We start from the raw sequence: 14,910 nt of genomic DNA, 5'->3' as shown, positions 1-14,910 counted from the left end.
ATTGGAGAATTAGATAATTTCTCTAAACAGTTTGAATTTTGAGTTCAGTAATAACCTGAAACTTTAAACAAAACAACAAAACAACAAAACAACACAATGAATACAGAAGAATTTGGTTTTGAAACACAAGCCATAAGAACACAATTAGAAAGATCTCAGTATCTAGAGCATTCGGTGCCATTATACTTATCGTCAAGCTTTGTATTTGAAGATGCCGAAGATATGAGAGCTTCTTTTACAGAAGAAAAAGAAAGAAATATTTACAGCCGTTTCAGCAATCCGAATACTACAGAATTTGTAGAGAAAGTTTGTAAAATGGAAGGTGCTGAATCTGGTTATGCATTCGCAACCGGAATGGCAGCGGTATATTCTACATTTGCTGCATTATTAAATTCAGGCGATCATATCGTTTCTGCAAGCAGTGTTTTTGGATCTACTCACGCTTTGTTTATGACTTATTTTCCAAAATGGAATATCGAAACTTCTTATTTCGAAATCAATAAGCCGGAAACAATTGAAAGTTTCATTAAACCAAATACAAAAATATTATATGCTGAGTCACCAACAAATCCTGGAGTTGATGTAATCGATTTGCAATTGTTGGGTGATATTGCCAAAAAACACAATCTGATTTTAATTATCGACAACTGTTTTGCAACACCATATTTACAGCAGCCAATTAAATTTGGAGCACATTTGGTAATACATTCTGCTACAAAATTAATTGACGGACAAGGACGTGTTTTAGGTGGAATTACGGTTGGAAATGAAGATTTAATCAGGCAGATTTATTTGTTTTCAAGAAATACAGGACCGGCCTTATCACCGTTTAATGCGTGGGTTCTTTCAAAAAGTTTAGAAACATTGGCAGTTCGTGTAGACAGACACTGTGAAAATGCCTTAAAAGTAGCTGAGTTTTTAGAAAGTCATCCAAATGTGAATAGCGTAAAATATCCGTTCTTGAAATCGCATCCACAATACGAAATTGCCAAAAAGCAAATGAAAGCGGGTGGGAATATTATTGCCTTTGAAATTAAAGGCGGAATTGAAGCGGGAAGAAAATTCCTGAATTCAATAAAACTTTGTTCATTATCAGCTAATATTGGAGATACTAGATCAATTGTAACTCATCCAGCATCAACAACACACAGCAAATTATCTGAAGCAGATCAATTAGCAGTTGGAATTACGCAGGGTTTAGTGCGTGTTTCAGTTGGTTTAGAAACGGTAGAAGATGTAATTGCTGATTTAAAGCAAGCGCTTGACTAAAATCTAGATTTTAGAATACAAAAGAAAGATGATTTTTAACTGTAAAATAATTACTGTTAAAAATCGTCTTTCTTTTTTTTGTGATGTCAGTAAAAAGTATACTTTTGTTAATTACAAAATCAAAAGTTATTAATAATCAACTACTAAACCACATTACACATGAGCAATTCTACTTACGTTTTAGATGATAAATTATTAGTGTCAGCTGGAGCACGTTTTTTACATTATGTTATTGATCTTTTAGCTTTTTTTGTCATTTTAATCCTTATTGGAGCAGTAATTGGTGTTCTTTCGGCCTTACTTGATGTTACTGCATTGTCAGACTGGATGAACGGTTTAGGTGATTTAGGATGGAATCTTATTGCTATTATTGTCTCTTTAATTTATTATATCGCTATGGAAGGATTATTAGGCAGAACAATAGGAAAATACATTACAGGAAGTATTGTCGTAGATGAAAATGGTCAGAAACCTGATTTTGGAACTATTGTAAAAAGAAGTTTTTGCCGTTTAATTCCTTTTGATGCACTTACTTTTTTAGGAGGCTCTAGAGGATGGCATGATTCAATTTCAGGAACCTATGTAGTAAGTAAAAAAGCACTAGATGAAGAGGTGAAATCATTTCATGAATTCAATTTAATAGGAGTTCAAGAAGTAAATCAATAAAACTATACTATTTTGGTAGAATATAGTTTTCTATTCTGTTAGTATTCTCGTTCAAAAAGTCTATTTTTGTTGCAGAAAAACTATGAAGATTGTTTGTTTTAGTGAGAATCTAAAAAGGAGCAGTCTATAATCTAAAATATAAAAATGCTTTCAAAGAAAACAAAATACGGAATTAAAGCTTTAACTTATTTGGCCAGACGCGAGAACAACGAACCTGTACAAATCGCTGAAATTGCAAAAAGCGAACATATTTCGATTAAATTTCTAGAAAGTATTTTATTGCTTCTTAGAAATTCAGGTTTCTTGGGGGCTAAAAAAGGAAAAGGCGGAGGTTATTATTTAATCAAAGATCCAAAAGATATTAGTATGGCAAAAGTGTACCGAATTCTTGAAGGTCCAATTGCATTGCTGCCATGTGCGAGTCATAATTTTTATGAAAAATGCGACGATTGTGACGATGAAGATTCCTGTGCTGCACGTCGTTTAATGACAGAAGTGAGAGATAATACACTTAAAATATTAGAAAGTAATTCATTAGCCGATATTGCATTTTAATGATTTATTATAAAAATAAAAATGACCATTTCAGAAATATGAAATGGTCATTTTTTATTGTAACACTTTGATCTCTAAAAAATAAGTTTATATCCTGCAAGGAAAAGCATTACTGCGATCGAATTTCTAAGAAATGCATCAGGAACTTTTCCACTTAGACTGCTTCCTATATATATTCCAGGAAGTGATCCCAATAATAACTGACCTAATAAAGCTAAATCTAAATTTCCCATCGAGGCATGACCAAGACCTGCAACAAGTGTTAAAGGTACAGCATGCGCAATTTCGGTTCCTACTAAACGAGGTGTAGGCAAGAGCGGATAAAGAAAAAACAAAGTTACAGTTCCTAATGCACCAGCTCCAATAGAAGTTAAAGTTACAGTAGCTCCTAATAATATTCCGATGCCGATTGTAAGCATGTTTTGAGTGGTGCTTTCGCTGTGAAACTTATCTCCCGCATGTTTTTGAGAGAAATTTAAAAGTTTCTTTTTGAATATAATAGCTATCGAGGTAAACAATAATGCCCAGCCTAAACTATACTTAATAACGCGATTGATAGTTTCAATATCTGTTTTAATGCTGTTTAATATCCATAAAGTCACTAAAGCAGCGGGAACACTTCCTAAAGTAAGCCAGCCAGTAATTTTCCAGTTGATATTGCCTTTTTTGTTGTGAACAAATATACCACCGGCTTTAGTAAAAGCAGCGTAGAGTAAATCGGTTCCAACAGCCTTAGTTGGCGGAATGCCAAAGTATAATAAAATTGGAGTCATTAAAGAGCCGCCTCCAACGCCAGTTAGTCCTACAATAAAGCCAACGACTAAACCTGCAATTACAAGGCCTATTTGAAAATCCATAACTAAAAAAAATTTGGCGCTAAAGTAACAACAATTTTATAATTATCCTATAGATATTGTAGAGATTAAAAAATGTATTTAAAAAACAAATGATTTTAAGAGAGATGTTGTTTAAATACGATGCGTTTTGATCTCATTTGTTAAATTAATTTATTGAAAGGGTACAGCAGTAATTCATAGGTAATTAGAGCTTTAAAAAAAATAAAATATTGTTTTGATTTTTAGAAATAAGTAGTACTTTTGCAAAGTAATCTATTAACCCGATAGGGTAATAGGTTTTGAAAACAAATCAAATAGTATTAATATGGAGAAAGAACTGAAAATAAATAGTATTGATGTGAAGTCTGAAGCTTCATTAAAAGAAAAGCTTTGGATTGTAATACCAGTAGTTTTATTAGTAGGTCTATTATCAACATTGATTTATAATCATTATGCTGATTTTTCTGTAGATGCTTTTATAGCAGGATTCAATCAAGAATTTTTAGTGTTTTTTGCTATTGGAGTTTTCGCTCAATTGGTTGATGGTACTTTAGGAATGGGATACGGAGCAACTTCAACGTCATTTTTATTGGCCTATGGAGTGCCGCCAGTTGTGAGCAGTACTGCAGTTCACGTATCTGAAATGTTTACAACGGGAGCTTCTGCCCTTTCACATCACAGATTTGGAAATATCAATAAAAAGTTAGTTAAACATTTATTGATTCCAGGGGTTTTAGGCTCAATAACAGGAGCTTATTTATTGTCAGATGTTATCAATGGGGATATTATTAAGCCATTTATTGCAGTTTACATGATTGTTTTGGCAGTCATTATTATTAAAAAAGCCCTGAAGAAAAGTATTGTAAAAAAGAAAACTAAAAAACTTGGTTATTTAGCTGTTTTTGGAGGTTTTATGGATTCAGTTGGCGGCGGAGGCTGGGGGCCAATCGTGACTTCTACCTTATTAGGAAGAGGAAGAAATCCAAGATATACAATTGGTTCAGTAAATGCAGCTGAGTTTGCGATTTCATTTGCAAGTGGTATTACGTTCATGCTTTTTGGAGGAATTCATGGCTGGCAGGTAATTATCGGATTGATTTTAGGAGGAGTTATTTCAGCACCTTTAGCTGCTTTTTTGGTAAACAAAATCAAAAGGAAACCAATGATGGTTGCGGTTGGAGTGCTAATTATATTATTGAGTTTAAAAACATTATCTAAATTATTATAATTCTTTAGATTAGGAGAAAGAGATTATGAGTGCGATTATTGTACAAGAATTATTAGAGAAAACTGCAGCTTTTTCGCTTGACGAAACCTTAGTTTTTTTAGCAGAAAAATTTCCGGGAAAAGTAATTTTCTCGACTTCTTTTGGACAGGAAGATCAGGTAATTACAGATTTCATTGCAAAAAGCAATACGGATATTACCGTTTTCACTTTAGACACTGGAAGATTGTTTCAGGAAACATACGATGTTTTTCATAAAACATTAAAAAAGTATAAAAGACCAATCGAAGTCTTTTTTCCAGAAGCAACTGCAGTGGAGAATCTTCTAAAAACAAAAGGTCCGAACAGCTTTTACGATTCGGTTGAGAATAGAAAAGAATGTTGTTTTATTCGAAAAGTTGTTCCGTTAAGAAAGGCTTTGGCAGGAAACTCAGTTTGGATTACGGGACTTAGAGCCGAACAATCAGAAAACAGACACGATTTAAATCTGTTTGAATACGATGGAAACTTCGAAATCATAAAATTCAATCCGTTGCTAAAATGGACTTTAGAAGAAGTTGAAGCGTATTTGTCTGAAAACAATGTTCCTCAAAATGCATTGCACAAGCAAGGTTTCGTAAGCATTGGATGCGCGCCTTGTACCAGAGCAATCTTTCCTGGAGAAGATATCAGAGCCGGAAGATGGTGGTGGGAATCAAGCCATAAAGAGTGCGGGCTTCACAGTGCCAAAAAAGAATAAAGAAGCAAGAGGCAAGACTTTTTTAGAGAATAGAATATAGATTATAGAATAAAGAGTGGATATTTTTAGATCAGGCAACTTGAAACCTGAAACCTAAAACTTGAAACAACAAAAATATCAAACAAAAAAACAATGAGTTCAGTATTAAAAACAAACGCTTTAGAGAGTGAAGCGATATACATTTTCAGAGAAGTAATTTCACAGTTTGACAAACCGGTTTTACTTTTCTCAGGAGGAAAAGATTCTATTACGTTAGTGCGTTTAGCGCAAAAAGCATTTTTCCCTGCTAAGATTCCGTTTCCTCTATTGCATGTTGATACGGGACACAATTTCCCTGAGACAATCGCTTTCAGAGATAAATTAGTAGAAGAATTAGGTTTAGAATTGATCGTTCGTAATGTTCAGGATGCTATTGATGAAGGAAAAGTAGTTGAAGAAACTGGAAAATATTCTAGTAGAAACAGCTTACAGACAACAACACTTTTGGATGCAATTGAAGAATTTAAGTTTGATGCTTGTATTGGTGGTGCGCGTCGTGATGAGGAAAAAGCAAGAGCGAAAGAACGTATTTTCTCTGTTCGCGATGATTTCGGACAATGGGACGAAAAAAATCAGAGACCTGAGTTGTTTGATATATTAAATGGAAAAATTGAAAATGGACAAAACGTTCGTGTTTTCCCAATTTCAAACTGGACAGAATTAGATGTTTGGAGTTATATCGAAAAGGAACACATCGAAATTCCATCAATCTATTTTTCACATAAAAGAAAAGTTTTTTTGAGAGACGGTTTAATCTGGTCGCATTCTCCTTTTGTGTACCAAGAAGAAGACGAACAAATCGAAGAAAGAATTGTTCGCTTCAGAACCGTTGGAGATATGAGTTGTACCGCAGCAGTTGAATCTTACGCAGCAACAATCGAAGAAGTTGTTGGCGAAATTAGAGAATCAACTATTTCTGAAAGAGGAGCCAGAATTGATGACAAACGTTCTGAAGCGGCGATGGAGAAAAGAAAACAACAAGGATACTTTTAATAATTGTTAATTATGAATTGTTAATTGTAAATGCAATTCGGAACCTATTAAAAGTTAGAATCAAAAAAACAAAAACATACAGATTTATAAGTTTCGAGAGAACATGAAACCTGAAACTTTAAACCTGAAACAAAATATTACAGAATGGACGTTTTAAAAATAGCAACAGCAGGAAGTGTAGATGACGGAAAAAGTACTTTGATCGGGAGATTATTGTACGATACAAAATCGTTGACAACTGATAAAATAGAAGCAATCGAAAAAAGCAGTAAACAAAAAGGTTACGATTATCTTGATTTTTCTTTGGCTACAGATGGTTTAGTGGCAGAAAGAGAGCAGGGAATCACGATTGATGTTGCGCATATTTATTTTTCGACTGCAAAGAAAAGTTACATTATCGCCGATACTCCGGGGCACGTAGAATATACCAGAAACATGGTTACAGGAGCTTCGACTTCTCAGGTTTCTATTATTTTAATTGATGCGAGAAAAGGTGTAATTGAGCAGACTTACCGTCACTTTTTCATCAATAATTTATTGAGAGTAAAAGAAGTAATTGTTGCGATTAACAAAATGGACTTAGTAGATTACTCAGAAGAAGTTTTCAATAAAATCAAAGCTGATTTCCAAGCTTTAAATGCAAAAAGTACTTTCAAAGAACAGAATGTAAGTTATATTCCGTTAAGTGCAATCAACGGTGGAAACGTAGTTGATAAATCTGAAAATATGCCTTGGTATGATGGGCAAACAGTTTTAGAACATTTAGAAGGATTACATGCTTCTGATGTTTTTGAAGCTGGAAAAGCACGTTTTCCTGTTCAGACAGTTATTCGTCCAAAAACAGAAGAATACCACGATTTTAGAGGTTACGCAGGAAAATTATACGGAAACTCAATTAAAGTTGGAGATGCTGTAACGGTTCTTCCTTCTTTAACAGAATCTAAAGTGTCTAAAATTCACTTTTTCGATAAAACATTTGATGAAGCCGTTGCAGGTTCTTCAATCACAATCGAATTAGAAAATGATATCAATGTAACGAGAGGCGATATGATTGTAAAATCAGACGAGCTTCCAAAAATTGAAAAAGATATTACCACAACAGTTTGCTGGATGGACAGTAAAAAACTGGTTCCGGGAACTAAATATTTGGTACAACATAATACAAACAGAGTTTTAGCAAAAGTAGAAAGCATCAAAAATACTATTGCTACAGATTACTCAGGAACGACAGAAGCTTCTCAATTAGCCATCAACGAAATTGGAGAAGTAACGATCAAACTAAGCAAACCGTTATATTTTGATTCCTACAACGAAAACAAATCAAACGGAGCTTTCATCTTAATTGATACAGCAACAAACACAACAGCAGGAGTAGGATTCATTAGATAGTTGATGGTTTTTAGTTGATAGTTGATGGTTTTTAGAGCCAACAACCAACAACCAGCAACCGACAACCAAAAACTCAAAAGAGAAATGGAAAGTTTTAGAACAGAAATAGAAAATCCGGTAGTTCAGAAGGAGATTATCGAATTAGAAAAAAAGATTCACTTATTCCGTGGAGGAAAAATTGATGATGAGCGTTTTCGTAGTCTTCGTTTAGCACGTGGAATCTACGGGCAACGTCAGGAAGGCGTTCAGATGATTCGTATCAAATTGCCTTATGGTAAAGTGACCAGCGAGCAATTGGTGCGTATTACTCAGGTTTCTGATGAATATTCTACAGGACGTTTGCACATTACAACACGTCAGGATATTCAGATTCACTATGTGAGTTTAGACAGAACACCAGAACTTTGGGCAGATTTGGCTAAAGATGATATCACACTTCGTGAAGCTTGTGGAAACACAGTTAGAAATATTACAGGAAGCGAATTAGCTGGAGTTGACGTAAACGAACCATTTGATGTTTCGCCTTATGCGCACGGACTTTTTCAATACCTTTTAAGAAACCCAATTTGTCAGGAAATGGGACGTAAATTCAAAATTTCGTTCTCATCTTCAGACGAAGATACGGCTTTGAGTTATTTACACGATTTAGGATTTATTCCGAAAATTAAAGACGGACAACGCGGATTTAAAATCATGTTTGGAGGAGGTTTAGGATCTCAGCCAGCACATGCCGAATTACTTTCAGAATTTGTTCCGGTAAACGAAATCATTCCAACGGCAGAAGGAATCATTCGTATTTTCGACAGATACGGAGAACGTGCCAAAAGAATGAAAGCGCGTATGAAATTCTTAATCAAAGAAATGGGAAGAGATGTTTTCCTTGATTTGGTTGAACAAGAGAAAAAAGCCATCGCTTTTGAAACCTACGAAATTGATACAACCGCTTTTGATGGTCCAATTCCAGAACCATTATTAGAAGTTCCGCAAGTTACAATCGAAGATATAAAAGCGTATGAAGCGTGGAAAAATTCGAATGTAATCAAGCAGAAACAAGACGGTTATTACGCTATTGGAATCAAAGTTTTATTAGGAGATTTTTATACTGATAAAGCGAGATTATTAGCCGATTTAATTAAGAATTACGGAGCAAATGAATTACGTTTTTCATTGCGTCAAAATATTGTAATACGTCACATAAAAGAAGAGAATTTACCATTCTTTTATCAAGAATTAGCGAAGTTGGATTTTGTTCAGCTAGGATATAATTCAGTTGGAGATATTACGGCATGTCCGGGTACTGATACTTGTAATTTGGGGATTGCAAGTAGTACCGGTATTGCAGAAGAATTAGAAAGAGTTTTAACGGCAGAATATCCTCAGTATTTAAACAACCGCGAAATTGAAATTAAGATTTCAGGTTGTATGAATGCCTGCGGGCAGCACAATATGTCTGCAATTGGTTTTCAGGGAATGTCTATCAACTCAGGAAAATTGGTTGCTCCGGCTTTGCAGGTTTTACTTGGCGGAGGAAGATTAGGAAATGGAGCAGGACGTTTTGCTGATAAAGTAATTAAAGTACCTAGCCGTAGAGGCCCAGATGCATTGCGTACCATTTTAAATGATTTTGATGCTAACGGAAGCGGACAAAAATTCCTTGATTATTATGATACAAAAGGAGAAAAATATTTCTACGAAATCTTAAAACCTTATGCAGATGTTACCAATTTAACAGAAGCAGATTTTGTGGATTGGGGCAACGCAGACAATTACGTAAAAGCAGTTGGAGTTGGGGAATGTGCCGGAGTTGTGATCGATTTAGTAGCGACATTATTGTTTGAAGCTAAAGAGAAATTGATTTTGGCTCAGGAATCATTCGACGAGAAAAAATGGTCAGATGCAATTTACCATGCTTACGCTGGATTTGTAAATGGAGCAAAAGCATTGTTATTGTCAGAAAACCAAAAAACAAACCATCACGCAGGAATTGTAGACTTGTTTGATACTGTTTTCATTGACACAAATAAAATCGAATTAAACTCAACTTTTAAAGACTTGGTTTACCAAATCAATAAAAATGAACCATCTGAAGCTTTCGCTAAAGGTTACATTGCACAAGCAACTGTTTTCTTTGATAAAATCGAAACTTTCAGAGCTCAGGAATTAGAAAATGCTTAATATAAAACCCAAAATAACTTTAGTCGGTGCAGGTCCGGGCGATCCCGATTTACTTACGTTAAAAGCTGTAAAAGCATTGGCTGAAGCAAATGTGGTTTTATACGACGCTTTGGCCAACGAAGAAATTCTGGATTACGCACCAAAAAATGCCATTAGAATTTTTGTTGGAAAAAGAATTGGAAATCATGCTTACACGCAGGATCAAATCAATCAATTGATTGTGGATAATGCTTTGACTTACGGAAACGTAGTTCGATTAAAAGGCGGAGATCCATTTATTTTTGGAAGAGGAAGTGAAGAAGTGGAATTTGCAGAAAGTTTCGGAATAGAAACAATCGTAGTTCCAGGAATTTCATCAGTAGTTGCGGTTCCTGCAAGCCAAGGAATTTCAATTACAAAAAGAGGAGTTTCAGAAAGCTTTTGGGCAATTACAGGAACAACATCGGATAGAAAATTATCTTCAGATATTGCATTATCAGCCAAATCTTCTGCAACAGTTGTAATCTTGATGGGAATGCACAAATTGCCTCAAATCATCGATTTGTTTCAAAAAGAAGATAAAGGAAATTTGCCCGTTGCAATTATCCAAAACGGAACAACAGCAGAAGAAAAAGTGGGAGTTGGAACAGTTGATTCAATTTTAGAAGTTGTAAAACAAAAAGAATTAGGTTCACCAGCCATTATTGTTCTTGGAGAAGTTGTCCGCGAAAGCAATAAATTAAAAGGCTTTTACGAAGAATTTCTGTCAAAAGAAATTACAAGATAAAGTTCCGAAGGAACGATTCATATTGTAGCGCCGGATTTTAATCAGGGGAAAACGATAAATATTGCAATATTAGATTTTCCTAATGTTCAATAAAATCATCTAATTTTGTTTAGATGAAATTAAATTAAAATGGAACAAAACGAATTATATCCAATATTTCTAAAGCTTCACAATTTAAATGTACTAATTGTAGGCGGAGGAAATGTAGGTCTGGAAAAGCTTTCTTTTTTGCTAAAATCAAGTCCAAATGCAAATGTTGAGGTTGTAGCACCTGATTTTCATTTGGAAATTAAAGTTTTAGCCGAAAAACATCCTTCAGTTAAATTGACGGAAAAAAAGTTTAAAAAGAAAATGCTCAAAAAGCGCCACATGGTAATCGCTTGTACAGACAAGTTGGAAGTCAATAAAAAGGTGTATGATTTAGCCAGAAAGCGTTATTTAATTTGCAATATCGCCGATACACCCGATTTGTGTGATTATTATTTAGGCGGAATCGTAACAAAAGGAAATGTAAAAATCGCCATTTCGACAAACGGAAAATCGCCAACAACAGCAAAGAGATTGCGAGAGTTTTTCGAAGAAGTAATTCCGGAAGATATCAATCAAATGGTTGAAAATCTGAATGAATACAGAAAAACCTTAAAAGGTAATTTCGAAGAAAAGGTTAAAAGAATGAACGAGATTACCTCTTCATTAAAAAATAAAGAGTAAAAAAGTTTCGGAAAGAAATTAATGATAAAAATCATTGAAAGTACAAGGATTTATTCGTTTCTTTGCGTTATTAAGAATGATTATAAACAACAACCATAATGATTAAAACAGATATACTTATAATTGGAGCAGGCCCAACAGGTTTATTTGCCGTTTTCGAGGCAGGATTATTAAAATTAAAATGCCACATTTTAGATGCACTTCCACAAGCAGGAGGACAGCTGTCAGAGTTATATCCAAAGAAACCAATTTACGATATTCCGGGATTCCCAGAAGTATTAGCAGGAGATTTAATTGATGGTTTGCAAGAGCAAATCAAACAATTTGAGCCAGGCTTTACTTTAGGAGAACGTGCAGAAACAATCGAAAAACAAGAAGACGGTTCTTTCATCGTAACTTCAAATAAAGGAACTAAATTTCACGCACCAGTTATTGCAATTGCTGGAGGTTTAGGAAGTTTTGAGCCACGTAAACCACTTATTGAAGATATTGAGTTTTATGAAAATAAAGGAGTAAAATACTTCATCAAAAATCCAGAGAAATTCAGAGACAAAAGAGTTGTTATTGCAGGAGGAGGAGATTCAGCTTTAGACTGGAGTATCTTCTTGGCCAATGTAGCTTCAGAAGTAACTTTGATTCATAGAAGAAACGAATTTAGAGGTGCTTTAGACTCAGTAGAAAAAGTGCAAGAATTAAAAACTGCAGGAAAAATTAAATTAATTACACCAGCAGAAGTTATCGGAATCAATGGAGCAGAGCACGTTGAATCATTAGATATCGAAGAAAACGGAGCACACCGTAAAATCGAATGTGACTATTTCATTCCACTTTTTGGATTAACACCAAAATTAGGTCCAATTGGAGACTGGGGATTAGAAATCGAGAAAAATGCGATCAAAGTAAACAATGCATTAGATTACCAAACGAATATTCCGGGAATCTTTGCCATTGGAGACGTAAACACATATCCAGGAAAATTAAAGTTAATCCTTTGTGGTTTCCACGAAGCAACTTTAATGTGCCAGGCCGCATATCAAATCATCAATCCAGGTAAAAAATACGTATTGAAATATACAACAGTTTCTGGTGTAGACGGTTTCGACGGAACTCGAAAAGAAGCGCCAAAAGCGGTTGTTAAAGCGATAGTCTAAGTTGCTAAGACTCTGAGATACTAAGATTCTAAGTTTTTCATATATAAAGCTCAAACTAAAAGTTTGAGCTTTTTTTATCATAAAGAATCCCAGTGGGATGACATATTTATAGAAAAGAAATTATTCGTTTGCAAAAGCTCCATCGGAGCGACATATATCTCGCTCCGATGGAGCTTTTGTATTGTGCTGATTGTTTTTCTATAAATATTATGCTCCTCTGGAGCTAAATCACGCAAAAGATAAAACCTTAGAACCTTAGCCTCTCAGTCCCTCAGAACCTTGAAAAAAAAACATTTGCAAATCGAAACCCTATTTCATACCTTTGCACTGTTCTTAAAATTATTGTCAGTTATCACGAAAGGCGGAGGGATAGACCCGATGAAACCTTAGCAACCCTTTATCATAAAGAAGGTGCTAAATTCTACTTTATACGACATTTTCCAGTATTAAAGATAGATAACACAAATACATACTCGTATTTCTCAAAACTTTTCTCGATAACATATAATATTTACTGAAACAGATTCTGTATCAGGAGCGAATCATTGGCGCATTTTTGCAGTCAATAGTTCCCGCTTTCGCCTATATCTCTCCATTTCATTGCGAGGATACCGGCTCAATCGGGGCTAATGAGCTAGCAATAGTGCACTTTTGGAATTAATGTGAATGAAAAATATCGAAGGTTAAACGCGACAGGTTTCAAAAAACTGTCGGGTTTAAATAGAACCTTCAAAATTATAATTAAAAAAGCTTTGCGCCTTAGTGCCTTAGCGGCAAAAAAATATGGCAATTACGATACAAGAAGCAATAAAAAAAAATATCCTAATCCTTGATGGAGCAATGGGAACGATGTTGCAACGCTATAACTTCTCCGAAGAAGATTTTAGAGGAGAGCGTTTCAAGGATTTTCCGCATCCGTTAAAAGGAAACAACGATTTACTATCCCTAACACAACCACAGGCAATCCGCGATGTTCATGCCGCTTATTATGAAGCTGGTGCTGACATCGTAGAAACCAACACCTTTTCGGGAACGACAATCGGTATGGCCGATTATCACATGGAAGATTTGGTTTACGAGTTAAACTACGAATCGGCAAAAATCGCCAGACAAGTAGCGGATGAGTTTACCGCAAAAAATCCAGATAAACCTCGTTTCGTAGCCGGTTCCATCGGGCCGACAAACAGAACTGCAAGTATGTCACCTGATGTAAACGATCCGGGTTACAGAGCCGTAACGTTTGACGATTTGCGAATTGCCTACAAACAACAAGCTGAAGCTTTAATGGATGGTGGCTGTGATTTACTTTTAGTAGAAACAATCTTCGATACCTTAAATGCAAAAGCTGCTCTTTTTGCAATCGAAGAAGTAAAAGAAGAACGAAATCTGGATATCCCAATCATGGTTTCAGGAACCATTACAGATGCTTCTGGAAGAACACTTTCTGGGCAAACGGTTGAAGCATTTTTGATTTCAGTTTCTCATATTCCGTTATTAAGTGTAGGATTCAATTGCGCTCTTGGAGCCGATTTATTGAAACCATATTTAAAAACATTAGCGCACAATACAAGTTTTAATGTTTCGGCACATCCAAATGCAGGATTGCCAAATGCATTCGGACAATATGATGAAACGCCAGAACAAACTCAGGCTTTCATTAAAGAATATTTAGACGATAATTTGATTAATATTATTGGAGGTTGTTGTGGTACAACGCCAGATCATATTCGATTAATGGCTGAGGTTGCGAAAGATTATAATCCTAGAGTGGCGCCGGTTCTTGAATAAATTGCCAAATTAATTTTGCTTTTGAAATTAAAAATGATAAAAGTAACGTTGGAAAGTAAAACAAATCAATGGAAAACTTTTCTGTTCTTCGGAGTAGTTAGTTTTATAATCTACCAAATATATTTTGGTCAAAAAAATGATTATAGAAAATCTTTCAAAGGAGAAACGATTGCATTAGTAACTATAAATGAAGGTACAGAAAGACACAAAGTTGTAAGATATTATTTTTATACAGATCGAAAGATTTTGGGAAAGATTGGAAACAGGACCCGTCAAAATAATTTGTATAAAGAGATAAATAAGTTTTATAAAGTAAAATACGATTTGAATAAACCTGAAGAGAATGAAATTTTCTTAGAAGAGGAATTAAAACCTGATTCTTTAGCAATCGTAAAAGCGGGTTTTGTCAAAACTAAATATTATGAATATGATGATGGTGCAACGGGTAAATATTTAGAAAAATCAAAATGGAAATAAATGTATTATAAGAATGAATTTATGATAAATCGTCTTATGAAACCGAGTTTGCGTGAGGGATAGAAGTGAAAAGCCCACAGCTTGACGAAGGAAGAGCGAGGACTTGTAACGGATAGCCCGACCCGGAGGGA

14 protein-coding genes and 1 riboswitch are annotated in these 14,910 nt (G+C 34.8%); of the genes, 13 read left to right on the top strand and 1 reads right to left on the bottom strand.

The genetic code is table 11. From position 1 onward, the window contains the following. Positions 1–96 precede the first annotated feature (96 nt). From ACHRV0_RS00765 to ACHRV0_RS00755, 3 genes are all read left to right on the top strand, one after another. Positions 97–1,269 carry a PLP-dependent aspartate aminotransferase family protein gene (locus ACHRV0_RS00765; protein ID WP_129023098.1) on the top strand — a complete coding sequence of 391 codons (1,173 nt, stop codon included), beginning with the start codon at positions 97–99 and terminating at the stop codon, positions 1,267–1,269. Between the two features lie 159 nt (positions 1,270–1,428). Then, complete coding sequence (locus ACHRV0_RS00760) at positions 1,429–1,935, top strand: RDD family protein (protein ID WP_129023099.1); 507 nt, start codon at positions 1,429–1,431, stop codon at positions 1,933–1,935. Positions 1,936–2,079: 144 nt separating this feature from the next. Continuing rightward, positions 2,080–2,490, top strand: a complete 411-nt coding sequence (locus tag ACHRV0_RS00755) for an Rrf2 family transcriptional regulator (protein ID WP_089052586.1) — start codon at positions 2,080–2,082, stop codon at positions 2,488–2,490. A 74-nt stretch (positions 2,491–2,564) separates the two neighbouring features. On the opposite strand, the gene ACHRV0_RS00750 is transcribed toward ACHRV0_RS00755, so the two are convergent. Continuing rightward, positions 2,565–3,347 carry a sulfite exporter TauE/SafE family protein gene (locus ACHRV0_RS00750; RefSeq protein ID WP_129023100.1) on the bottom strand — a complete coding sequence of 261 codons (783 nt, stop codon included), beginning with the start codon at positions 3,345–3,347 and terminating at the stop codon, positions 2,565–2,567. A gap of 304 nt (positions 3,348–3,651) precedes the next feature. Between ACHRV0_RS00750 and ACHRV0_RS00745 the strand changes: the two genes are divergently transcribed. The 10 genes from ACHRV0_RS00745 to ACHRV0_RS00700 all read left to right on the top strand — a co-directional run bounded on the left by ACHRV0_RS00745 (position 3,652) and on the right by ACHRV0_RS00700 (position 14,779). After that, a complete protein-coding gene (locus tag ACHRV0_RS00745; protein ID WP_395439609.1) occupies positions 3,652–4,554 on the top strand; it encodes a sulfite exporter TauE/SafE family protein in 903 nt (300 codons plus the stop codon). A gap of 25 nt (positions 4,555–4,579) precedes the next feature. Further along, positions 4,580–5,290 carry a phosphoadenylyl-sulfate reductase gene (locus tag ACHRV0_RS00740; protein ID WP_395439608.1) on the top strand — a complete coding sequence of 237 codons (711 nt, stop codon included), beginning with the start codon at positions 4,580–4,582 and terminating at the stop codon, positions 5,288–5,290. Positions 5,291–5,404: 114 nt separating this feature from the next. Continuing rightward, positions 5,405–6,322 (top strand): sulfate adenylyltransferase subunit CysD, encoded by a 918-nt coding sequence (gene cysD / locus ACHRV0_RS00735; protein WP_395440129.1) that lies wholly within the window; start codon positions 5,405–5,407, stop codon positions 6,320–6,322. 144 nt (positions 6,323–6,466) lie between these two features. Next, positions 6,467–7,711, top strand: coding sequence for a GTP-binding protein (locus ACHRV0_RS00730; protein WP_121362448.1), 1,245 nt, complete (start codon positions 6,467–6,469; stop codon positions 7,709–7,711). Positions 7,712–7,795: 84 nt separating this feature from the next. After that, a complete protein-coding gene (locus tag ACHRV0_RS00725; protein WP_395439607.1) occupies positions 7,796–9,886 on the top strand; it encodes a HEPN domain-containing protein in 2,091 nt (696 codons plus the stop codon). Further along, positions 9,879–10,652 (top strand): uroporphyrinogen-III C-methyltransferase, encoded by a 774-nt coding sequence (cobA, locus tag ACHRV0_RS00720; protein ID WP_395439606.1) that lies wholly within the window; start codon positions 9,879–9,881, stop codon positions 10,650–10,652. The genes ACHRV0_RS00725 and cobA overlap by 8 nt, the downstream gene beginning before the upstream one ends. A gap of 129 nt (positions 10,653–10,781) precedes the next feature. Beyond that, a complete protein-coding gene (locus ACHRV0_RS00715; RefSeq protein WP_379827891.1) occupies positions 10,782–11,363 on the top strand; it encodes a bifunctional precorrin-2 dehydrogenase/sirohydrochlorin ferrochelatase in 582 nt (193 codons plus the stop codon). A gap of 98 nt (positions 11,364–11,461) precedes the next feature. Next, a complete protein-coding gene (locus tag ACHRV0_RS00710) occupies positions 11,462–12,514 on the top strand; it encodes an NAD(P)/FAD-dependent oxidoreductase (RefSeq protein WP_395439605.1) in 1,053 nt (350 codons plus the stop codon). A 346-nt stretch (positions 12,515–12,860) separates the two neighbouring features. Then, positions 12,861–12,977: riboswitch (SAM riboswitch) on the top strand. 320 nt (positions 12,978–13,297) lie between these two features. After that, the gene (locus ACHRV0_RS00705) at positions 13,298–14,302 is read left to right on the top strand and encodes a homocysteine S-methyltransferase family protein (protein ID WP_395439604.1); all 1,005 of its coding nucleotides are present in this window, start codon (positions 13,298–13,300) and stop codon (positions 14,300–14,302) included. Between the two features lie 33 nt (positions 14,303–14,335). Beyond that, positions 14,336–14,779: a hypothetical protein gene (locus tag ACHRV0_RS00700; RefSeq protein WP_129053179.1), complete on the top strand. Its 444-nt coding sequence runs from the start codon at positions 14,336–14,338 to the stop codon at positions 14,777–14,779. Positions 14,780–14,910 lie beyond the last annotated feature (131 nt).

It is taken from the genome of Flavobacterium sp. FlaQc-30, from assembly GCF_044005885.1.
GTDB lineage: Bacteria > Bacteroidota > Bacteroidia > Flavobacteriales > Flavobacteriaceae > Flavobacterium.
The sequence above is the reverse complement of the archived record's forward strand: the minus strand, read 5'-3'. Positions and strand labels throughout refer to the sequence as shown.

Excerpts from the sequence above, each read along its gene's own strand:
- ACHRV0_RS00725 (WP_395439607.1), top strand. The coding sequence starts at position 7,796 with ATGGAAAGTTTTAGAACAGAAATAGAAAATCCGGTAGTTCAGAAGGAG.
- ACHRV0_RS00740 (WP_395439608.1), top strand. The coding sequence starts at position 4,580 with ATGAGTGCGATTATTGTACAAGAATTATTAGAGAAAACTGCAGCTTTT.
- ACHRV0_RS00710 (WP_395439605.1), top strand. The coding sequence starts at position 11,462 with ATGATTAAAACAGATATACTTATAATTGGAGCAGGCCCAACAGGTTTA.
- ACHRV0_RS00745 (WP_395439609.1), top strand. The coding sequence starts at position 3,652 with ATGGAGAAAGAACTGAAAATAAATAGTATTGATGTGAAGTCTGAAGCT.
- ACHRV0_RS00760 (WP_129023099.1), top strand. The coding sequence starts at position 1,429 with ATGAGCAATTCTACTTACGTTTTAGATGATAAATTATTAGTGTCAGCT.
- ACHRV0_RS00700 (WP_129053179.1), top strand. The coding sequence starts at position 14,336 with ATGATAAAAGTAACGTTGGAAAGTAAAACAAATCAATGGAAAACTTTT.
- ACHRV0_RS00730 (WP_121362448.1), top strand. The coding sequence starts at position 6,467 with ATGGACGTTTTAAAAATAGCAACAGCAGGAAGTGTAGATGACGGAAAA.
- ACHRV0_RS00715 (WP_379827891.1), top strand. The coding sequence starts at position 10,782 with ATGGAACAAAACGAATTATATCCAATATTTCTAAAGCTTCACAATTTA.
- ACHRV0_RS00765 (WP_129023098.1), top strand. The coding sequence starts at position 97 with ATGAATACAGAAGAATTTGGTTTTGAAACACAAGCCATAAGAACACAA.
- cobA (WP_395439606.1), top strand. The coding sequence starts at position 9,879 with ATGCTTAATATAAAACCCAAAATAACTTTAGTCGGTGCAGGTCCGGGC.
- ACHRV0_RS00750 (WP_129023100.1), bottom strand. The coding sequence starts at position 3,347 with ATGGATTTTCAAATAGGCCTTGTAATTGCAGGTTTAGTCGTTGGCTTT.
- ACHRV0_RS00705 (WP_395439604.1), top strand. The coding sequence starts at position 13,298 with ATGGCAATTACGATACAAGAAGCAATAAAAAAAAATATCCTAATCCTT.
- ACHRV0_RS00755 (WP_089052586.1), top strand. The coding sequence starts at position 2,080 with ATGCTTTCAAAGAAAACAAAATACGGAATTAAAGCTTTAACTTATTTG.